This window comes from Rhizobium sp. SYY.PMSO (genome assembly GCF_046840415.1).
Lineage (GTDB): Bacteria > Pseudomonadota > Alphaproteobacteria > Rhizobiales > Rhizobiaceae > Rhizobium.
In genome coordinates this window covers 1,465,185-1,484,283 of sequence record NZ_CP177351.1, presented here as the reverse complement: position 1 = coordinate 1,484,283, position 19,099 = coordinate 1,465,185, and the positions used below count along the sequence as shown (strand labels likewise).

Below are 19,099 nucleotides of genomic sequence, written 5' to 3'. Positions count from 1 at the left end.
GGACATGACCATCTATCAGCGTATAGACGATGAGGCCGGCCGCAGCGAGGCGGCAGTCGCCACCAACGGCGCACGATCCTGGCGCCGCATGATCTGGGTGGACGAGGGCGAGGCCGATGCGGCCGCCAAGGTCGCCGTCTGGAGCGCGCAGCCGGGCCTTTACGCCTATCCGGCCCGCCCGCTCGCCGAAAGCTTCGTCGTCATGGAAGGCGAGGCGGATTGCCGAATTGCTGGCGGAGACGTTCGCAGGATCGGTCCCGGCGATATCGTCAACGTGCCGGTCAACGCTCCGATTTCGCTCGAGGTTCTAAAGCCTTTCCGCAAATTTGCGATGGTGGTTCCGAAGGCTTGACGGCATGCCGGGCCGCGTGGATGACATGCGGCCCGACCTCTATGGACACGCCATGGCGACAGGCCAATCAGCAGGAGCGCAAGATGGATAAATTCGACGTTGCGGTTATCGGCGCAGGCATCACCGGCGTCGCGACGGCCTATGCATTGGCGAAGGGCGGCGCCAAGGTCGCCTTGATCGACCGGTTCGGACCCGCCGCCATGGCGTCCGGCTGGACGCTTGCCGGCGTACGCCAATCCGGACGCCATCCGGCAGAGCTTCCGCTGGCGATGGAGGCGGTCGAAATCTGGCGGACGCTGCATGAAGAACTCGGCGCCCCGACGCAATACAGGCGCAAGGGAAACCTGCGGCTCGCCCGTAATGCCGATGAGTATGAGCAGATTCGCGCCATGGTCGCCAGCCAGCAGGCCTCGGGGCTTGATCTTACCTTCCTGCCCGGCAATGCCGATGTGCGCGCCATCGCGCCGGCGGTTTCGCCCGGCATCGTCGGGGCGTCCTTCTGCGCCACGGACGGTCATGCCGATCCGCAGGCGACAAGCGCGGCCTATATGGGCGCGCTGAAGCGGATCGGCGTCACGATCGTCATGGCGGAAAAGGTCGAGGCGATCGGTGTCACGGCCGGCAAGGTGAGCGGTGTGCGGACATCCGCGCGCAGCATGGCCGTCGACGGCGTCGTTCTGGCGGCAGGCGTCATGGGCAACGAACTTATGAAGCCGCTTGGGGTCTCCGTACCCATCGAGACGCCGATGGTCGCCGTCATCCGCAGCGTACCGATCGCGCTGGTCCTGGAGCAGGTCATCGGCGTCTCCGGGGGCGACTGGGCCGGGCGCCAGCAGGCCGACGGCCGGCTGCGGATCACCAGCGGCGCGCTTGCCTGGAACGGCGTCATGGATACGGTCCAGACCGATGCCGGCCCGCGGCCGGTCATCCGTCCACCGCTGTCCAGCCTGCGGGAGATCATCGAGAAACTCGACCACCTGCTTCCGGGCCTTGGCGCGACGCCGATTGAGGAGTGCTGGGCGGGGCTTCTTGATCTGACGCCGGATGCAATACCCGTTCTCGACCGCGTTCCCGGCATCGAGGGTCTCGTCGTCGGCATGGGCTTTTCCGGCCACGGTTTCTGCCTCGGTCCGGTAACCGGGCGGATCCTCGCCGATCTGGTCAGCGGCCGCGCGCCCTGTCACGATTTGTCCTCCTTCACCTTTGACCGCTTCCGCGATACCGCCGCCGGCGGCCGGCTGGAGCTTCACGGCTAGCCGCCGATCCCGTAAAGCATCCTCTTCACTCTGCACATTCCTCAATCACGGAGCCTCATCGCAATGCCCGGTCCTTTTGTCGTCCCGTTCCATGGAGATACCGACCTTCCGGAAAAGGTCGATGTCGTCGTCATTGGCGGCGGTATCATCGGCGCCTCGACGGCGTTGGAGCTCGCAGAGCGCGGGCTGAAGGTGGCGCTGTGCGAGAAGGGCGGGATCGGCCACGAGCAGTCCAGCCGCAACTGGGGCTGGGTGCGGATCACGCGCCGCGACCCGCGCGAAGTGCCGCTGATGGCCGAGGCGCTGCGCATATGGCCCGGCCTGAACGAAAAGCTCGGCCGCGACGTCGGCTATAACCGTGCCGGCATCACCTTCACCTGCCTGACGGAGAAGGAGGTGGAGGATAATCGCAGCTGGATGAAGAACCTCGAAGGCTACCAGATCGACACGAGGATGCTGACGCCCGAGCAATTCGCGGCGATGAACCCCGGTTCGCGGCTGGATATCAAGGGGGCGCTTTTCACCTCGGTCGATGGCCGGGCGGAACCGCAACGGGCAGCGCCGGCTATCGCCGAGGGCGCGCGCGACCGCGGTGCGCATGTTCTCACCGAATGCGCCGTGCGCGGCATCGACCTGAAGGCGGGCAAGGTCTGCGGCGTCTTCACCGAGAGAGGATATATCGCCTGCGATGCGGCCGTCCTTGCCGGCGGCGCCTGGTCGAGCCTCTTTGCCGGCAATGCCGGCATCAGGCTGCCGCAGTTGAAGGTGATCAACTCGGTGGTGCGCACTAAGCCTTTCGAAGGCGGGCCGGAATCGGCGATCTGGACGAACGGCTTTGCCATCCGCAAGCGGCAGGACGGCGGCTACACGGTCGCCAACGGCCTGGAGAACATCGTCGATGTCGTTCCCGACAGCTTCCGCTTCCTGCGTGATTTCCTGCCGGCACTGGGGGCCGAGTGGCGTTCGCTGATCCTGCGAGGAGGAATGGCGTTTGTCGACGAGATGCGCATCCCCAGAAGATGGAAGATGGACGAGGCATCCCCCTTCGAATATTGCCGCGTCCTCGATCCGAAGCCGTCCTTCGACCTTCAGGACAAGGCGCTCGCCAACCTGCGCAAGGCGTTTCCGGCCTTCGAGAAGGCGGAGGTCGCGCAAAGATGGGCCGGCAAGATCGACGTGACGCCGGATGCCGTCCCCGTCATTTCGCCGGTGGAGCAGACGCCCGGCTTCTACATTGCCACCGGTTTCTCCGGCCACGGTTTCGGCATCGGCCCGGCTGCGGGCCGGCTGATGGCCGATCTCGTCACCGGCGCGCCGCCGCTCGTCGATCCCCACGATTTCCGCTTCAGCCGCTTCAGCGATGGATCGAAAATCAGTATCATCAGCGGCTTTTGAAAGCGGAACCCGTAAGCGGGGTTTCTCCGGCATGGCACTCGAATAGCGCCGCCGTCTTGTCGAGCAGAATGGTTTATTGTCCGTTGCGCGACCGACGGCAATCCCGGCGGTCATATGCAGCCTGCAACGGCATGCGATTGCAACCCTGCTGTCGTCCGCCGGGCCGATAAGCCGTCCTATGCCATTTTACCGCTCAAGCGGCTCGCCGAGCGACGCGACGCCGTTGAGCCTTAGCAAGCGGCGATCCGCGGAGATGATGCCGAGGACGACAATCGTCACGAGATAAGGAAGGCATGCAAGCAATTGCGATGGGACGGAAAGTCCGGTCGCCTGTGCCGCAAGCCCCATCAGCGATACCGCACCGAACAGGCAGGCACCCAGGAAAATCCTGGATGTCAGCCAGGTTCCGAAGACAACGAGGGCAATGGCAATCCAGCCCCGCCCGGCGATCATGCCGTCCGCCCAGAGCGGCGTGTAGATCGTCGAGGCATAGGCACCGGCAAAGCCGGCCATCATGCCACCGAACGTAACTGCGGCGAAGCGGATCGAGACAATGGGATAGCCGATGGCGTGCGCGGCTTTCGGATTTTCACCGACGGCGCGGAGGATAAGACCGACTTTGCTATAGGCAAACAGCGCCCATATGCCGATCGTCACGACGAGCGAGATCCAGACGACGATATCCTGGCTGAAGAGGCCTCCGACGACCGGAATTTGTGAAAGCCCGGGAATTGCGATCTTTGGCAGCGTCGTGACGGTCAGGCTCTCATAATTCTTGCCGAACAGCGCGGAGAGGCCCTGGCCGAGAATGCCGAGCGCAAGACCGGCTGCAACCTGGTTCGCGTTGAAGCCCAGCGTGACACCGGCAAAAATCATGGAGAGGAGCGCGCTTCCGAAACCGGCCGCAAGGAAAGCGAGAAAATGGCCGCCGCCATGATAAACGACAATGAACGCAATGGCGGCGCCAACTGCCATCGAGCCTTCCACGCCGAGGTTCAGGACGCCCGCGCGCTCAGCGACGAGTTCGCCCAGGGCTGCCAGCAGAAACGGCGTTGCGGCTGCCAGCATGCCGGCAAGAATGAACTCGATGGCGCTCATGATGCGCTCCGAACGGATATGGGACGCCAGACGATGCGATAGCGCACGAAGGCGACGGCGATGAGATAGATGAGGAGCAGGCTGCCCTGAAACACGCGGACGGCTGCGATCGGCAGATTGGCGGAGACCATGGCGTTATCGCCACCGATATAGAGCGCTGCCATGACGATCGCCGAGATGACGATGCCGATCGGGTTGAGGCCGCCAAGATAGGCAACGATGATTGCCGCGTACCCATATCCGGTCGAAATTGACCGCTGGAGCTGACCAAGCGGGCCGGCCACTTCAGCCGCACCCGCAAGTCCGGCCGCCGCCCCGCCAAGGATCAGCGAAAGCCAGATTGCCCAGCTCTCCTTGAAGCCGGCATAGCTCGCCGCCCGGGGAGCCAGGCCGCCGACCTGCAATTTATACCCGGCGAAGCTCTTCTGCATGAAGATCCATGCCGCGACCGACAGAGCGGCAGCGAGGATAAGCGAGACGTTGACGCGGGTTCCCTCAAACAGGATCGGTATCGTCGCATCGTACTGGAACATGACCGATTGCGGGAAATTGAAGCCGTTCGGGTCTTTCCACGGGCCGAGAAGAAGATAGTTGAGCAATTGCGCGGCAACGAAGCTTAGCATCAGCGAGACGAGGATTTCATTGGCGTTGAACCTGACGCGCCAGAAGGCGGTGAGAGATGCCCATAGAGCGCCGCCGAGGGTGCCGAGCAGCAGCATTGCGGGCCACATCCACTGGCCCGTTGCCTGCGGCATCCAGATGGGTATGGCGGAGGCGAAGATTGCGCCAAGAATGAATTGGCCTTCGGCGCCGATGTTGAAGACCTTCGCGCGAAAGCCGATTGCGAGCCCCTGTGCGATCAGAAGCAGGGGGCCGGTCTTCAGCAACACTTCCGAGAATGAGGCCCATGAGATGAATGGTTCGATCAGCATGGCATAGATCACGGCCGCCGGATCATGACCCATGACGATATAAAGGCCGAGATTGAGTGCGATGGTGACGATGAGGGCGATCGGCGGCGCGAGCAGCTTTGCCGCGAACGAGGCTCGATCGCGGCGGACCAGAGCGGGGAGGACTGCGGAAAAGGAGCTGCTCATGCGGATACCTTTTCGCGTTGAGGCTGCGCACCGATCATGTACCGGCCGATGTCTTCGGGTTTCGTATCGCGGGTGACAAGTGGCGGGCTCAGCGTGCCGTGGTAAAGGACCTGGATGACGTCGCTGAGCTCGAACAATTCCTCGAGCTCTTCCGATATGACGAGAATTGCCATGCCCTGATTGCGCAGCTCGATCAGCCGCTTGCGAATGGCGGAGGCCGCGCCGACATCGACGCCCCAGGTCGGTTGCGCAAGAAACAGCAGTTTCGGAGCGAGCATGATTTCGCGGCCGACGATGAATTTCTGCAGGTTTCCCCCCGAAAGCGACCCGGCTTCAGCCTCCGGACCGCGCGTGCGCACGTCACAATCCCGGATGCATTCGTTTGCGAAGCCGGTTGCCTTCGTATTGTCGATGAGGCCATGCTTGACGAGCTTCAAGGGATGGGCCGTCAGCAGGCTATTGAGCGTCAGCGACATTTCGGGAACCGCGCCGTGCCCGAGCCGATCCTCCGGAACAAAGGCAAAGCCGAGCTTTCGCCGACTGGCGGCATCGAGATTGCCCACATCCCGTCCCATCATGAAGATCTGGTCGCGCCTGTCGCGGGGCAGGGTTGTTTCCCCCGAAACCAGTGCGGCAAGCTCCTTCTGTCCATTTCCCGAAATGCCGGCAATGCCCAGAATCTCGCCGCTGCGCACGCTGAGGCTGATGGTGGCAAGCGGTATGCCGAAAGGATCGTCCGGCCGGTAATCGAGGCCAATGATCTCCAGGCGCTTTTCGCCCTCGACCATAGGCAAAGCGGGTATTGCTTCCGGCATGTCGCGGCCGATCATCATGCGGGCGAGACCATGGGCGTCATGCTCGCGCGGATCCACATGCCCGGTCACGCGCCCACCGCGCAGGATCGTGGCACGGTCGCACAGAGACTGGATCTCCTCCAGCTTGTGCGAGATGAAGAGGATCGATACGCCGCCGTCGCGCAGCCGACGCAGCGTATCGAACAGCTTCTCGACGGCTTGCGGCGGCAGGACCGATGTCGGCTCGTCGAGGATCAGCAGTTTTGGATCGGTCATCAGGCAGCGGATGATTTCCACCCGTTGCCGCTCGCCGACCGACAGCTCATGCACATGGGCCAGCGGATCGACTTCAAGTCCGAATTCATCGCCCAGCGTACGGATGCGCCGCACGAGTTCGGCCCGGCGGCCGGAGACGATCAGGCGAATGTTTTCGACAACCGTCAGACTCTCGAACAGGGAGAAATGCTGAAAGACCATCCCGATGCCGGTACGCCTCGCCTCCGCGGGGGAGGCAAGGCTGAGCGGCTTTCCATGCCAGGCGATAGTTCCGTCGTCCGGCTGTTCGACTCCGTAGATCAGCTTCATCAGGGTCGATTTGCCGGCGCCGTTTTCTCCGAGGACAGCATGGATCGAGCCCGGTGCTACATCCAGATCGATATGCTGGTTGGCATGGACCTGGCCATAGCTTTTGGAAATGCCGCGCAGCGACAGGAGCGGGATGGTCATGACCTGATTACTTCGGCAAAGGCGTCTTCACACCTTTGACATGCCAGTCCATCGCGACGATCTGCGCATCCGTGAGTGTCGCGCCGGCAGCCACGCCTTCGCTGCCGTCGGCCTTGGCGATCGGACCTGTAAACGGCGAAAAGTTGCCGCTTCCGATCTTCGCCTCGACCTCCTTGATCTTTGCCATCGTGTCCGCCGGGATCGCCGGGTTCCAGTCGACGACTTCGACGACCTTGTCCGCGACGCCGAGGAAGGCATTGGCACCTTTGAAGGTCCCGGCGAGATGGGCGTCGACCGATGCCTTGAAGAAAGGCGACCAGTCCGTGGAGATGCAGCCGAGATAGGTTTTCGGCGCGTATTTCTTCATCGATGAGTTCAGGTTGAAGGCATAGACACCGGCAGCCTCGCAAGCGGAAATGACCGAGGGCGTATCCTGCGCGTTCGAGAAGATCACGTCGCACCCCTGCGAGATCAAAGCCTTGGCCGCCTCCTGCTCCTTGGCCGGATCGAACCAGGAGTTGACCCAGACGACCGATACCTCGATGTCCGGCTTCACGGCCTGCGCTCCGAGCGTGAAGGCGTTGATTGACGTGATCAGTTCGGGAATCGCAAAGGCGGAAACCGAACCGAGCTTGCCCGTCTTGGAGACTGCGGCTGCCGCCATGCCGAGCAGATAGGTCCCTTGAAAATACTTGGCGGCGAAGGGCGAGAAATTCGGTGCGACCTGGAAGCCGGAGGCATGCAGGACGGTTATCTTCGGGTTGCGGCGGGCAATCTGAAGCGCGCCGTTCTGATAGCCGAACGAGCCCGCGATCAGGAAGTGATTGCCGTCGGCGACCGTCTTGTTCATGATGCGGTCCGCGTCCGGGCCTTCGGCAATGTTCTCGATCACCGTCACCTTGACCTTGTCGCCATAGGCGGCCTTGATGGGCTCGAGGCCCGCAGCCAGCGCATGTCCCCAGCCGACATCTCCGATGGGCGAGGGCACGACGAGCGTGATGCCGAGAGGTTCGCCGGCGGCGAAAGCGGAGCGGCCGGTAAAGGCCGTTACGAGGCCTGCAACGGCCGCGCTCTTCATCAATGTTCTGCGGGTCAGATTTTTCTGCATCCCAGTTCCCCTTTTTGGTTTTTCAGAATTCTACTGTCGCAAGCGCTGCCTCGGCCGCGGCAAACAGCGCGGCTTCGTCCAGTCCCGTGAATTCGCCGTCCTGCCAGGCGATACGTCCGTTGATCATGGTCAGATCGGTGGGCATGCCGATTCCGACCTTGGCAATCAGGCTCAGCGGGTCATGCCGCGTCCCGACATAATCCATCCGTCGCGTATCGATCGCAAAGAGATCGGCCGCCATGCCCGGAGCGAGACGACCGATATCGGTGCGCCCGAGCAGGCTTGCGCCTCCGCTTGTCGCATAGTGCAGAAAATCGAGCGGGGCGGGGACGGGGTGCCGACGCGTCGAGGCTGTCAGGCACTGCAGCATGTAGGCGGAATGGATGCAATGCATCAGGTTCGAGTTGTCGTTCGATGCCGCTCCGTCGCAACCAAGGCCAATCCGCAAGCCGAAAGCCTGCATCGCCGGAATATCGGTCACTTCCGCGCCGACCAGGTAGACCGGCTCCGGGCAATGGGAAACGCCGGTTCCGCTTGCCGCCATTTTGCGCAACTCGTCGTGCGTCAGCTCCCAGCAATGGGCATAAAAGGTATCCGGGCCTGCAAAGCCCAATTCGGCGCAGTAGTCGACCGTGCGCATGCCATGCCGCGCCTCGATGACGGGGCTTTCGCCTTCGCCGACATGCGTATGGAGCTGCACGCTGCGATCGCGCGCCAGCGAGACCGACTCGGTGAAGGTTTCGCGGTAGCAATTGACCGGCTGGCAGGGTGCGATCACCACCTGACGCATGCTGAAGGGGCCGGCATCGTGATAGCTGTCGATCAGCCGTGCGCAATCGGCGATGAATTCATCCGTGGTTTCGAGCATGGCGTCCGGGATCGTCGAGCCTTCGGACTTCGGCAGGGTATTGCCGCCGCGCCCTGCGTGAAAGCGCATTCCGAGCAATTCCGCCGCTTCGAACTGGCGATCGATCAGCCGCTTTCCCGCGTGGCGGGGAAAGCAATATTGATGGTCGAAGGCGGTCGTGCAGCCGTGCTTGATCATCTCGGCCATTGCGGTCACTGAAGAATGATAGAAGCAATCCTCCGTCAGCCGCGAAAAGATCGGATAGATCCGGTCCAGCCATTCGATGACGGAAAGCTTCGTCCAGTCGAGATCGGCCCGATTTCGCACGAAACACTGAAAGAAGTGATGATGGGTGTTGACGAGCCCCGGATAGACGAACCAGCCGGATGCGTCCTTGACGATGGTGTTCTCGGGTAATGCGTTCAGCGACAGGTTCTCCCCGATCGCCTGGATCGCCGGGCCCTTCGTGAGCAGGTCGACGTTTCGCCGCACGCCCGGTCCACTGCCTTCATCGACGATAACCGCCGCACAATTCTTCAGGAGATAGCCGGTCATTCCATTATTTCTCCCCTGCCGGATGCGGATCGGGTTTCAGTTCGTGCAGGCGATGGATGCCGGGCATCTCGATGAAGCCCGGCAGGCTGCGGATGGCGCGCATCCAGAGCCGGATCAAGGGGTAGGGATCAAGCGAGATGCCGCCGTCAGGCGCGAGTGCCACGTAGGGGAAGCAGGCGATATCGGCGATGGTCGCCCGGTTTGCCGCAAGGAATTGCATGCCGCGCTCGCTCTGTTCGAAGAGGCCTGCTTCAAGTTCGCGCAGTGCCGCGATCCCCTGAACCCGCAAAGCCTTGATGTCCCCAGGACGCAGAAGCATTTCGTGAAGCCGCGCGCCGCCAAGGTTCGCCGTCAGGCGATGCGAAAAGGAGAGCCATTGCTGCATGCGCGCCGTTTCCCGCGGTGAGCCATGACCCAGCCATTCCGGCGCAGCATCGGCGGCGAGATAGGCAAGCATTGCCGAGGACTCTGTGAGCACGAGATCGCCGTCTTCGAGGATCGGAATGGAGCCCGCCGGATTGAGCGCCAGCAGCTCCGGCCCGCGATGCTCGGCCCCGGGATGGAAGTCGACCGGCCGGATTTCGAGCTTGATGCCCAGGATGGCGGCCATGAGCCGTACCTTGTAGCAGCTGGGCGACAGAACATAATCGTGGAGTTTCATTGTGCGACCAACTGTGCGCCGTAGGTATAATTGTGGCGCTTGAGCCATCGCCGGTAAGCGACCGAAGTGAGGTCGGCCCTTGTCGGGATTTCCATGCCGGGATCGAGCGGAAGAAGCGCGGGTATCTGGTTCTCGAGGATCGAGCGATCCTGCAGGAAGATCGTCTGCTGAAAGTGGATGAGATCCGTCATCGGCGTTTCGTCATCGAAGAGCGCCATCCACGGCCACACGTCGCATACGTCTTCGGCAAGAGGCTGGACGAACAGGGTTATGACGTCCCATTCGCTGGGTCGCGGAGGGCATGTCTTGTAGAGTACCGAACAGGTCGGTGCCGGCACGCGGTACATGTACTCGGTGGTGATGCCGCCAGTTGCCGATTTTGCAGCCTGCGGCTGGTAGAACTTCACCTGCGTTGCCCATACCTCATCCTCGCTCTCGCGAATCTCGACCTTGTAGTTTTCGACCTCGGTGTGCGGCTCGGCACCGAGGATATCGGTGTGGACGAAGGGGAAATGCGCGATGTCGAGGAAGTTCTCGACCGCGCGAAGCGGCGAGCAGCGCACGCGCACCACGCCGACATCGACGAAGCGGCGCCCCGGCTGATCGGCCTCCGGAATGGCGAAAAGCTCCTTCTCCGGCTTTCCGAGGGAGGACCAGACATGGCCATACCGGACGCAAACGGGGAGAGCTCTTCCCTCGGCGGTCGCCACCCGCGCATTCCCATCCAGATCGCGCGCGACCTCGATCGCCTCGCCCATCAGCCAGGTCTTGCTTCCTTTCTCGCCGAGCTGGCTGAAGAGGCCGACCGGATACCATTCGTCGATCATCGCGCCGCCTTTCATTCCGCAGTCTCCCTATGGCGCTCTTCCGCCGCGCGGCGAAGGGATTCGACAATCCGGGACGCCGCAACGCGGTCTGCCGGACTGCGATCCTTTTCGATCATGAGAAGAATGAGCGTATGCTTCTCCTGGGGCGCCAGCAGCAGCCCGATCCAGGGAAATTCAGGCAGACAGATCAGCCCGTGCTTGTCGATCTTCGCTCCGGCCGCATCCTCGATCGCCGCAATATCCGTTTCCACCGTTAGCGAGCGCAGCGGTATGAGCCCATTGAGCTTCGGAGGCTGCGTTGCCGGTTGCCCGACGGCCACCCACAAGATGCCATCAGCCTCTTCGACCTGCCGGACGGCGACACGGATGGTTTCCGGCGGAACCAGATCGGGATGGGCGGGAATGCGAATGCATGCGCCCGAGAGGGAATAGCTCCATCCGTGATAGATGCAGGACAGGGCCTCGCCGCGAACGAAGCCATGCGACAATCTCATTCCGCGATGCGGACAGCGATCGGACGATGCGGTTGCGCGGCCCGACTGACTGCGCCACAGGGCAATCGGGCCAATCGAAGTCCAGGCCGGTATGACGGTTGCTGGTGGCAGATCAGCGGAAAGGGCGACTGGCGCCCAGGATTCCGGCCCATCATGTGGCATGGCCTTCACTCTCTTCATTTCACCAATGGCTTAGCGCCACCGGCCATAGGCAGGCGCCTATCCCTGCATCCCTTAGCTTCCGGAGGTTTGCATAAATAATTCGCATTGGCAACAATGATTAAATAAAAGGCAAAGAATCAGGAATCCCTAAGATGGGATGTTTCCGGATCATTCACGACCCTGCGCTGAATCTCTTCGACCCAGACGTCGATCGGTCCAAGTGAGCAACCTATTTCCAACATGTCGATTAGTTCGACAGGCCCGGTAACCTCAAGCTCGATCCGGTCCGCGTCAGAATGAACGAATGTCTGTGACAGCCCGAGCTTGCTGGCGTGGCGTTGTATCCACGGAAGAAACGAGGCTGAATTGATATTGCCGAGAATTGTCACATGTTCGCGCAACTCGTCCAACCGTAGCGACATAAGCCGGGACCTTTGATTGTCTTAGAGGGGCCAGAATAGCCAATGGAAATCTCTTGGCCAAGAGCAAGGTCTTGCTCGCAGCCTGGACGTATCGTGGACAAATAATCAACAGCAACTGCAAGGGAACCGCCGTGTCGACATCGGGCATAATCGAAAAATGATCATTCCCGACTTATTGCCGGATATCAGATTTCCGTCTCCTTTCTACACCACCGACTCCTAAGGAAATTGTAGTTTGACTATAGTCTTCATTTATTGCTTTCAGGCAGCGAGCGGTTGGCGGCCAAGTTTGGCCCAGTCGGCATTCAATCGCCGATCTGAGCAGAGCGAAGTTCAGCTTCGCTACGGCTATCTGATATTTCGGCAGGTGCTATAAAATCCATAGTATGGTATAATTCAGACTGAATTGCCGTACCGGGCAGCCGGTTCAATTCCTTCCAAGGACGTTCATTTTGCAGTATTGTGGTCGATGGTTTTTGTCGATCAAGAGCGACGCCACTAAAGCTTTGCTATCTGCCTTAAGTGATCCGCGGTCGTTGCGGCAAATCCGAAGAACTCGAGATATGCCGGTATCTGTTCAAACAGCATATCGGTTCCCACCTGATACCGGCATCCCCGCTCACGCGCGGCGGCCAGAAATGGTGTAACTTCCTCCTTCATCACCACTTCGCCGACGAAGGTCTCGGGCGAAAGGCGCGTCATATCGAGCGGCAGTGGATCGTCCTTGTGCATGCCGAGCGGCGTGGCATTGATGACGATGTCGAAACCTCGGGGATCGTTGGTGCCTTTTGTAACCTGCACGGCAGGGTAATAGGTATTGAGGCGGCTTTTCAGCCCTTCCAAGGCCGCTTTGTTGTCGTCGTGAAGAGCGAGATGGGTAAGGCCGGCGCCGGCAAGCGAGGCCGCGATCGCCGAGCCCACGCCGCCGGCGCCGATCATGAGAGCTTTGGCGCCCGATATCGGCTGGCCCTTGCGAGCCAGGCCGCGCACGAAACCTTCGCCATCGAACATGTCGCCGATCAGCCTGCCATCCGTGCCGAGCTTGACGGCGTTGCAGGCTCCGGCAACGCGGGCATTGGTGGAGATCTCGTCCAGGAGGCCCATGGTGGTAATCTTGTGGGGCATTGTGATGAGCGCGCCGTGGATGTTGGACAAGCGGAAGACGAGTTTCAAGAAATCGGGGTAATCCGCCGGCCTGCAACCCATCGGCACGACAACGGCATCGATGCCCTGCTCGTCGAAATAGGGGTTGTAGATCAGCGGTGCCTTGAAGCTTTCTGTCGGGTAGCCAAGATGGGCGATCAACCGGGTGGTGCCGCTAATCATCGATATCGCCTTTCGAGTTCTGTCGTTCGGCTCGATCGGGCCGAAGCCGTAACCATTGGCCGAGGGATCGCCAACGTGTCAGCGGTGCCGCCAATCCGGCGGCAAGCCCAGGTCCGCCAAGGAAAGGAGTGGTTTTCGCCCGAAGTCATCTCCCGGCTCAAAGGCGAGGGCAGGGCATCCGAGGGGGCGCTGATGGCGGGATTCGTTCGCGGCTCGGCGAGCATATGCTCGATACGGCGCCTGCCAATCAAGCCGGCACCCGTCACCGCGATCCACAAACTTTCCGGCAACAGCCCCGGCATCGATCCGATCCTAATTGCGCAAGATTTCGCCGAGGAACTTGCGGGTGCGCTCGTGGCGAGGACTGGTGAAGAATTCTGCCGGTGCGGCTTCCTCGACGATGGCGCCGCTTGCCATGAAGACCACCCGGTTGGCGACCTGGCGCGCAAAGCCCATTTCATGCGTCACGCAGATCATCGTCATGCCTTCCTCGGCAAGACCGATCATCGTGTCCAGCACCTCCTTGACCATCTCGGGATCGAGCGCCGACGTCGGCTCATCGAAGAGCATTATCTTGGGGCGCATGCAGAGTGCACGGGCGATCGCCACGCGCTGCTGCTGGCCGCCCGAAAGCTGCACGGGATATTTGACCGCCTGTTCGGAAATCTTGACGCGGGCGAGCAACGCGCGCGCCCGCTCTTCCGCTTCGGCCCTCGGAAGGCCGAGGGCGCGCATCGGCGCGAGCATGCAGTTTTCCAGCACGGTAAGATGCGGGAAGAGGTTAAACTGCTGAAAGACCATGCCGACCTCGCGCCTGACGGCATCGATGGTTTTCGCCCGATCGCCGAGCAGGATGCCGCCGACGCGAATCTCGCCCCGCTCGTAAGTCTCCAGACGGTTGATGCAGCGGATCAAGGTCGATTTTCCGCTGCCGGAGGGACCGCAGAGAACGATGCGCTCACCCTTGTGGACTTCGATATTGATGTCCCGCAGGGCCTGGAAGGCGCCATACCATTTCTCCACATGGCTCATGGTGATCATTGTTTCAGCGGAGGGGGCAGGAACTGCTGTCATAATGTCGATTCCTGAATACGATCGGGTGAGATCGCGGCTATCGCGCATGGATGGCATTGAAGCGCCGTTCCAGGCGCGCGCCGATGATCGTCAACGGGCAGCACATCAGGAAATAGAGGGCGCCGACGATGCCGAAGACAGTCAACGGCTGGAAGATCTGGTTGGAAATGATGTTGCCGGCACGCGTCAGCTCCGTGAAGCCGACGATGGAAGACAGCGACGTGCCCTTGATGAGCTGCACCAGGAAACCGATCGTGGCCGGCAGGGAGATGCGGATTGCCTGCGGCAGGATTACATCCTTCATGCGCGAAACATATTTGAGGCTGAGCGCCTTGGCCGCCTCCGTCTGGCCGCGCGGCACGGCCTCGATCGAACCGCGCCAGATCTCGCCGAGATAGGCGCTGGCATGGAGTGTCAGGCCGATCGCGACTGCTTCCCAGGCATCGAGCTTCAGCCCGATCAATGCCAGCCCGTAATAGGTGACGAAGAGTTGCATGAGGAGCGGCGTACCCTGGAAGACAGCGATGTAGCTCGACGTTGCCCGCTCGAGCAGCGGTAGGCCCGAGGTGCGTGCCAGCGCTATGGCGAGACCTGCGATGCAGCCGCAGACGAACCCGACGGCAGACAAAAGCACGGTCCATTTCAGGCCGATCAAAAGGAAGGTGAATTCTGCGCTGCCCATGATGCCCTCACTTGACCGGATAGGTGAAATAGCGGGCCGAGAAGAGCGCGAAGAAGCGCATCATCAGCCAGGAGATGAAAAAGTAGAGGAACGTGATGGTGAAATAGACCTCGAAGCTGCGGAAGCTGTCGGATTCGATGCGTTGCGCCACAGCGGTCAATTCATAGGCCGAGATCGCTGAGCAGATGCTTGTCGACAGCGTCAGCAGCACGAACTGGCTGGTCAGCGACGGATAGATCGCTCTCAGCGCAGGCTTCAATATGATCAGCCGGAACACCTGTACCTTGTGAAGCCCGAGTGCCAGGCCTGCTTCGATCTGGCCGCCGGGAATGGATTGCACGCCGCCCCTGATGATCTCGATCGCGTAAGCGCCGCCATTGATGCCGAGCGCGATGATCGCCGTCGGCGTGGGGTCGAGGCGGATGCCGATCAGCGGCAAAGCGAAGAAAAGAAAGAAGATCTGCACCAGAAAGGGCGTATTTCGGATGAGCTCAACGAAGGCTATCACCAGCCAGCGCACCGGTTTGATGGGGGAATCCCTGAGCGCCACGCCGCCGATGCCGATGATGACGGCAAGAACCATGCCGCAGATGGCGAGCAGAAAGGTGCCGAGACAGCCAAGCAGCAGGCTTGGCAGACCATCGATAACGGGCGTAAAATCCAGTTGATAGTTCATACTTCTCTTGCGGCCCCCACCATTCCTGCCATGGCCTCGATTGCCAGCTCATAACCGTGGGCGCCAAAGCCGATCATGATGGCGGTGGCGATGCGCGAGACAAGGGATCTGTGGTAGATTTCCTCGCGGGCATGGACATTGGAAATGTGCAGTTCGATCTTCGGGGGATCAAACGTTTTCAAGGCGTCGAGCAGCGCAATCGAGGTAAAAGTGAAAGCGGCGGGATTGATGATGATGCCGCAAGCCTCCTTTCGAGCCTGATGGATGCTTTCCACCAGCTCGCCCTCGAAATTCGTCTGGCGAAAATCGATCGTAAAGCCAAGGCTTGCGCCCTTGGTGACGCATAACGTCCTGATATCGGCGAGCGTCGTGAAGCCGTAGATATGCGGCTCGCGCTCGCCAAGCAGGTTGAGGTTCGGCCCGTTGAGGACGAAGATGGTTCTGGTCATGGCGCGCCTCAAACGGTGCAATGCGGTTTCTTGGTCTTCGGCGAAAGGGTTCAAAGGACGGGATGAGAATTCCCGTCCTTGCGCCTGAATTGCCAGGAGCGTTTGTGTCAGTTCGCCACGAACGAAATGCCTTCCAGGCTCTTCGGAAATTCCGGAACCGGCACCTTCATCCACTTGTCGTAGATCGTCTTCAATTCGCCGTTGCCCTTGATTTTGTCGATGAAGGCGTTGATGGAGGCGTTGAGCTCCTTTTCGCCCAGACGCGTGCAGGCCCCGTTGTAGAGCTTCTGAAACTCCAACTTGTTTTCGAATTCTCCGGGGCGGGCTTTTTCCACGCGGTCCATATAGAAGATGTTGCCGCCGAGAGCATCGACTTGGCCGGAAACAAGCGCCTGGACGCTGGCTGCATCGCCATCGAAACGGCGGATGGTGGCCGAAGCCGGCGCATTCTTGGTGACCTGTGTGTCTTGTGCCGCGCCTTTGGCCACAGAGATGGTCAGGTTGGCCATGTCGGCGTTGGTCTTGATCGACTTGTTCTTCGGGCCGATCAGGACGATGGCGTTGGCGTTGTAGGGCTCACTGAACTGTACGGCTTTGGCGCGGTCCGGAAGCATGGCCATGGTCGCAAAGAGCACGTCGACGCGGCCGGAGGTCAGTGCCGGAATGCGGTTGTTGACTTCCAGCGGGACAAATTCGACGTCAACGCCGAGTTCCTTGGCGTACAGGGCGCCCATGTCGGCGTCAAATCCATCCTGTTTGCCAGCGCTGGTGACGAAGCCCCATGGCGGGTTATCGCCCTGGATGCCGACGATCAGTTTTCCACGCGCCTTGATTTCCTGGGGCGTGATAGCGGCTGCCGAGTTTGCAAGCCCGATGGCGGCAGCGAAAACGGCCGCACCAAGCATGGCGCCACGCCGCGTCAGTAAAGACTTCAACATGAGTTCCTCCTCTTTTCGGATGGTCGCCTCCGCAACCTCCCAGTCACCCTCTCCCGGTTGTTCGCGGTAATATTTGCCTGAGGGGTGCGGATAAATCAACATAGTTTTTAAAAAACATATGATACTTTTCATTTAATCATCTGAATTGAAATCCTCACGATATTCATCATAATGCCATCGGCATGCTCGGCTGCTTATTGCCGTGGCACGGCCAGGGAGGATTTTGCGCGCCATGAAGACCTCGATTGCGACTGTCACGATCTCAGGCGAGCTTCCGGAAAAATTGGAGGCTATCGCGCGGGCCGGCTTTGATGGCGTGGAGATTTTCGAAAACGACTTCCTGGCCTTTGACGGCAGCCCTGCCGATGTCGGGAAGATGGCGCGGGATCTTGGCCTTACCATCACGCTCTTCCAGCCCTTTCGCGACTTCGAGGGCATGCCGGATGCTCTGCGCGGCCGCACCTTCGATCGCGCTGAGCGCAAGTTCGACATCATGCATGAGCTCGGCACGGACATGGTGCTCGTCTGCTCGAATGTCTCGCATGCAGCGCTCGGCGGCATCGACCGGGCCGCAGCCGACTTTCGCGAGTTGGGACAACGAGCGGCAAAGCGTGGGCTGAAGGTGGGCTATGAGGCGCTGGCCTGGGGCCGCTTTGTCAACGATCACCGCGATGCCTGGGAGATCGTGCGGCGCGCGGACCATCCCAATGTCGGGCTGATCCTTGACAGTTTCCACTCACTGTCGCGCAAGATCGATATCAATTCTATCCGCTCGATCCCCAAGGAAAAGATCTTCATCGTGCAGCTTGCCGATGCACCATTGATCGATATGGACCTGCTTTACTGGTCCAGGCATTTCCGCAACATGCCGGGCGAGGGCGATTTGCCGGTCACGGAATTTGCCGAGGCTGTGGCATCAACCGGTTATGACGGATACTTCTCTTTGGAGATATTCAATGACCAATTTCGGGGCGGCTCGACACGGGCGATTGCGGCGGATGGCCACCGTTCGCTGATCTATCTGGCCGACCAGATTCGTCGGAAGGTCGAGACGCCGATCGGCACCGAGATGCCGGCGCGCGCCGCGGTCAAAGGCGTCGGTTTCATCGAATTTGCCACCGATGAAGAGGAGGCGGTGGAACTGGTCGGCATCCTGCAGGCGCTCGGCTTCCGCAAGGTGGCGGCGCACCGCTCCAAGAAAGTCACGCTCTTCCAGCAGGGCCGGATCCGCATCCTTATGAATGTCGATCCCGCAGGTTTCGCCAACGCCGCCTATGCCGTGCACGGCACGTTTGCCTATGCCATGGCGCTGGTCGTCGATGATGCGGCAGACGCCTATTCCCGCGCGCTCGCACTCGATGCCGAGCCGTTCGTCCAGGCCGTCGTCGAGGGTGAGTTGCAACTGCCGGCTATCCGCGGGGTCGGCGGCGGGCTGATCTATCTGATCGACGAGAAAAGCCCGCTCGGCCGTTTCCCGGAGATCGATTTCGTGCCGGTTGCGGAGCAGGACGCGGCCGACGATGCCGGATTGCTGGAGATCGACCACGTCGCGCAGACCGTCGGCTACGACGAAATGCTGACCTGGCTGCTCTTCTACACCTCGATCTTCGAAGCGCACAAAACGCCCATGGTCGATATTATCGACCCCTCCGGGGTGGTACGCAGTCAGGTGATCGAAAATGAGGCCGGTTCCTTGCGTATCACGATGAATGGTGCGGAAAACCGGCGTACGCTCGCCGGTCATTTCATCGCTGAAAAATTCGGCTCGGGCATCCAGCATCTGGCTTTTTCGACGGGAGATATCTTTGCGACCGCCCAGCGCCTGCGCGCCAAGGGATTTAAGCCTCTGACGATTTCCCCCAACTACTACGAGGATGTCGAAGCTCGCTTTGGGCTGGATACTGAGCTGACGGAACGGCTGAGGACGGAAAACATTCTCTACGATCGCGATGACGATGGCGAGTATTTCCAGCTCTACAGCAGCACCTATGGAGAAGGTTTCTTCTTCGAGGTGGTCGAGCGCCGCGCTTATCGCGGCTATGGAGCGCCGAATGCGATCTTCCGGATCGCCGCGCAGAAGAAGCAGATGCGGCCGGAGGGCATTCCGAAGGATGCCGTATAAATGAGTCTCGTCATCGCCCGGCCGGGACCGCTTCTTCG

General features: G+C 60.8%; 19 protein-coding genes. 4 read left to right on the top strand and 15 right to left on the bottom strand.

Features of this window, described 5'->3' with window-relative positions; all coding sequences use genetic code 11:
• Positions 1-4: 4 nt before the first annotated feature.
• The 3 genes from ACJJVH_RS33460 to ACJJVH_RS33450 all read left to right on the top strand — a co-directional run bounded on the left by ACJJVH_RS33460 (position 5) and on the right by ACJJVH_RS33450 (position 3,003).
• Positions 5-352, top strand: a complete 348-nt coding sequence (locus ACJJVH_RS33460; RefSeq protein WP_113384719.1) for a cupin domain-containing protein — start codon at positions 5-7, stop codon at positions 350-352.
• An 83-nt stretch (positions 353-435) separates the two neighbouring features.
• Positions 436-1,608 (top strand): NAD(P)/FAD-dependent oxidoreductase, encoded by a 1,173-nt coding sequence (locus ACJJVH_RS33455; protein WP_412066598.1) that lies wholly within the window; start codon positions 436-438, stop codon positions 1,606-1,608.
• Between the two features lie 63 nt (positions 1,609-1,671).
• Positions 1,672-3,003, top strand: a complete 1,332-nt coding sequence (locus ACJJVH_RS33450) for an NAD(P)/FAD-dependent oxidoreductase (RefSeq protein ID WP_113404581.1) — start codon at positions 1,672-1,674, stop codon at positions 3,001-3,003.
• A 186-nt stretch (positions 3,004-3,189) separates the two neighbouring features.
• Here ACJJVH_RS33450 and ACJJVH_RS33445 read toward each other — a convergent pair whose 3' ends face one another.
• The 15 genes from ACJJVH_RS33445 to ACJJVH_RS33375 form a co-directional block, all read right to left on the bottom strand.
• Positions 3,190-4,101, bottom strand: a complete 912-nt coding sequence (locus ACJJVH_RS33445) for an ABC transporter permease (RefSeq protein WP_412066597.1) — start codon at positions 4,099-4,101, stop codon at positions 3,190-3,192.
• Positions 4,098-5,198, bottom strand: a complete 1,101-nt coding sequence (locus tag ACJJVH_RS33440; protein WP_113384716.1) for an ABC transporter permease — start codon at positions 5,196-5,198, stop codon at positions 4,098-4,100. Before ACJJVH_RS33440 ends, ACJJVH_RS33445 begins: the two co-directional genes overlap by 4 nt.
• Complete coding sequence (locus ACJJVH_RS33435; protein ID WP_412066596.1) at positions 5,195-6,718, bottom strand: ABC transporter ATP-binding protein; 1,524 nt, start codon at positions 6,716-6,718, stop codon at positions 5,195-5,197. Before ACJJVH_RS33435 ends, ACJJVH_RS33440 begins: the two co-directional genes overlap by 4 nt.
• Positions 6,719-6,725: 7 nt before the next feature.
• Positions 6,726-7,826: a BMP family ABC transporter substrate-binding protein gene (locus ACJJVH_RS33430; RefSeq protein ID WP_412066595.1), complete on the bottom strand. Its 1,101-nt coding sequence runs from the start codon at positions 7,824-7,826 to the stop codon at positions 6,726-6,728.
• Between the two features lie 22 nt (positions 7,827-7,848).
• A complete protein-coding gene (locus ACJJVH_RS33425) occupies positions 7,849-9,228 on the bottom strand; it encodes an amidohydrolase (protein ID WP_412066594.1) in 1,380 nt (459 codons plus the stop codon).
• A gap of 4 nt (positions 9,229-9,232) precedes the next feature.
• Positions 9,233-9,889 (bottom strand): glutathione S-transferase family protein, encoded by a 657-nt coding sequence (locus ACJJVH_RS33420; protein ID WP_412066593.1) that lies wholly within the window; start codon positions 9,887-9,889, stop codon positions 9,233-9,235.
• Positions 9,886-10,731: an aromatic ring-hydroxylating oxygenase subunit alpha gene (locus tag ACJJVH_RS33415; protein WP_112794639.1), complete on the bottom strand. Its 846-nt coding sequence runs from the start codon at positions 10,729-10,731 to the stop codon at positions 9,886-9,888. The genes ACJJVH_RS33420 and ACJJVH_RS33415 overlap by 4 nt, the downstream gene beginning before the upstream one ends.
• The gene (locus ACJJVH_RS33410) at positions 10,728-11,372 is read right to left on the bottom strand and encodes a Rieske 2Fe-2S domain-containing protein (RefSeq protein WP_412066592.1); all 645 of its coding nucleotides are present in this window, start codon (positions 11,370-11,372) and stop codon (positions 10,728-10,730) included. Before ACJJVH_RS33410 ends, ACJJVH_RS33415 begins: the two co-directional genes overlap by 4 nt.
• A 137-nt stretch (positions 11,373-11,509) precedes the next feature.
• Positions 11,510-11,794, bottom strand: coding sequence for an acylphosphatase (locus ACJJVH_RS33405; RefSeq protein WP_112794641.1), 285 nt, complete (start codon positions 11,792-11,794; stop codon positions 11,510-11,512).
• Positions 11,795-12,292: 498 nt separating this feature from the next.
• Entirely contained in the window at positions 12,293-13,120 is an 828-nt protein-coding gene (locus ACJJVH_RS33400; protein ID WP_112794642.1) for a shikimate dehydrogenase family protein, read from the bottom strand.
• Positions 13,121-13,432: 312 nt separating this feature from the next.
• Positions 13,433-14,161: an amino acid ABC transporter ATP-binding protein gene (locus tag ACJJVH_RS33395; RefSeq protein ID WP_412066969.1), complete on the bottom strand. Its 729-nt coding sequence runs from the start codon at positions 14,159-14,161 to the stop codon at positions 13,433-13,435.
• 70 nt (positions 14,162-14,231) lie between these two features.
• Positions 14,232-14,876, bottom strand: coding sequence for an amino acid ABC transporter permease (locus tag ACJJVH_RS33390; protein ID WP_112794645.1), 645 nt, complete (start codon positions 14,874-14,876; stop codon positions 14,232-14,234).
• A gap of 7 nt (positions 14,877-14,883) precedes the next feature.
• On the bottom strand, positions 14,884-15,552 hold the full coding sequence (locus ACJJVH_RS33385; RefSeq protein WP_412066591.1) for an amino acid ABC transporter permease: 669 nt from the start codon (positions 15,550-15,552) through the stop codon (positions 14,884-14,886).
• Positions 15,549-16,001 (bottom strand): type II 3-dehydroquinate dehydratase, encoded by a 453-nt coding sequence (locus ACJJVH_RS33380; RefSeq protein ID WP_412066590.1) that lies wholly within the window; start codon positions 15,999-16,001, stop codon positions 15,549-15,551. The genes ACJJVH_RS33385 and ACJJVH_RS33380 overlap by 4 nt, the downstream gene beginning before the upstream one ends.
• A gap of 107 nt (positions 16,002-16,108) precedes the next feature.
• Complete coding sequence (locus ACJJVH_RS33375) at positions 16,109-16,939, bottom strand: transporter substrate-binding domain-containing protein (protein WP_112794921.1); 831 nt, start codon at positions 16,937-16,939, stop codon at positions 16,109-16,111.
• A 232-nt stretch (positions 16,940-17,171) separates the two neighbouring features.
• Here ACJJVH_RS33375 and ACJJVH_RS33370 point away from each other — a divergent pair, with 232 nt between their 5' ends.
• The gene (locus ACJJVH_RS33370; RefSeq protein WP_412066589.1) at positions 17,172-19,061 is read left to right on the top strand and encodes a bifunctional sugar phosphate isomerase/epimerase/4-hydroxyphenylpyruvate dioxygenase family protein; all 1,890 of its coding nucleotides are present in this window, start codon (positions 17,172-17,174) and stop codon (positions 19,059-19,061) included.
• Positions 19,062-19,099 lie beyond the last annotated feature (38 nt).

What these genes read in the sequence shown, in the direction of transcription:
- ACJJVH_RS33390 (WP_112794645.1), bottom strand. Translation starts at nt 14,876, where the DNA reads ATGGGCAGCGCAGAATTCACCTTCCTTTTGATCGGCCTGAAATGGACC.
- ACJJVH_RS33450 (WP_113404581.1), top strand. Translation starts at nt 1,672, where the DNA reads ATGCCCGGTCCTTTTGTCGTCCCGTTCCATGGAGATACCGACCTTCCG.
- ACJJVH_RS33405 (WP_112794641.1), bottom strand. Translation starts at nt 11,794, where the DNA reads ATGTCGCTACGGTTGGACGAGTTGCGCGAACATGTGACAATTCTCGGC.
- ACJJVH_RS33415 (WP_112794639.1), bottom strand. Translation starts at nt 10,731, where the DNA reads ATGAAAGGCGGCGCGATGATCGACGAATGGTATCCGGTCGGCCTCTTC.
- ACJJVH_RS33380 (WP_412066590.1), bottom strand. Translation starts at nt 16,001, where the DNA reads ATGACCAGAACCATCTTCGTCCTCAACGGGCCGAACCTCAACCTGCTT.
- ACJJVH_RS33455 (WP_412066598.1), top strand. Translation starts at nt 436, where the DNA reads ATGGATAAATTCGACGTTGCGGTTATCGGCGCAGGCATCACCGGCGTC.
- ACJJVH_RS33400 (WP_112794642.1), bottom strand. Translation starts at nt 13,120, where the DNA reads ATGATTAGCGGCACCACCCGGTTGATCGCCCATCTTGGCTACCCGACA.
- ACJJVH_RS33410 (WP_412066592.1), bottom strand. Translation starts at nt 11,372, where the DNA reads ATGCCACATGATGGGCCGGAATCCTGGGCGCCAGTCGCCCTTTCCGCT.
- ACJJVH_RS33445 (WP_412066597.1), bottom strand. Translation starts at nt 4,101, where the DNA reads ATGAGCGCCATCGAGTTCATTCTTGCCGGCATGCTGGCAGCCGCAACG.
- ACJJVH_RS33370 (WP_412066589.1), top strand. Translation starts at nt 17,172, where the DNA reads ATGAAGACCTCGATTGCGACTGTCACGATCTCAGGCGAGCTTCCGGAA.
- ACJJVH_RS33430 (WP_412066595.1), bottom strand. Translation starts at nt 7,826, where the DNA reads ATGCAGAAAAATCTGACCCGCAGAACATTGATGAAGAGCGCGGCCGTT.
- ACJJVH_RS33425 (WP_412066594.1), bottom strand. Translation starts at nt 9,228, where the DNA reads ATGACCGGCTATCTCCTGAAGAATTGTGCGGCGGTTATCGTCGATGAA.
- ACJJVH_RS33435 (WP_412066596.1), bottom strand. Translation starts at nt 6,718, where the DNA reads ATGACCATCCCGCTCCTGTCGCTGCGCGGCATTTCCAAAAGCTATGGC.
- ACJJVH_RS33420 (WP_412066593.1), bottom strand. Translation starts at nt 9,889, where the DNA reads ATGAAACTCCACGATTATGTTCTGTCGCCCAGCTGCTACAAGGTACGG.
- ACJJVH_RS33395 (WP_412066969.1), bottom strand. Translation starts at nt 14,161, where the DNA reads ATGATCACCATGAGCCATGTGGAGAAATGGTATGGCGCCTTCCAGGCC.
- ACJJVH_RS33385 (WP_412066591.1), bottom strand. Translation starts at nt 15,552, where the DNA reads ATGAACTATCAACTGGATTTTACGCCCGTTATCGATGGTCTGCCAAGC.
- ACJJVH_RS33440 (WP_113384716.1), bottom strand. Translation starts at nt 5,198, where the DNA reads ATGAGCAGCTCCTTTTCCGCAGTCCTCCCCGCTCTGGTCCGCCGCGAT.
- ACJJVH_RS33375 (WP_112794921.1), bottom strand. Translation starts at nt 16,939, where the DNA reads ATGTTGAAGTCTTTACTGACGCGGCGTGGCGCCATGCTTGGTGCGGCC.
- ACJJVH_RS33460 (WP_113384719.1), top strand. Translation starts at nt 5, where the DNA reads ATGACCATCTATCAGCGTATAGACGATGAGGCCGGCCGCAGCGAGGCG.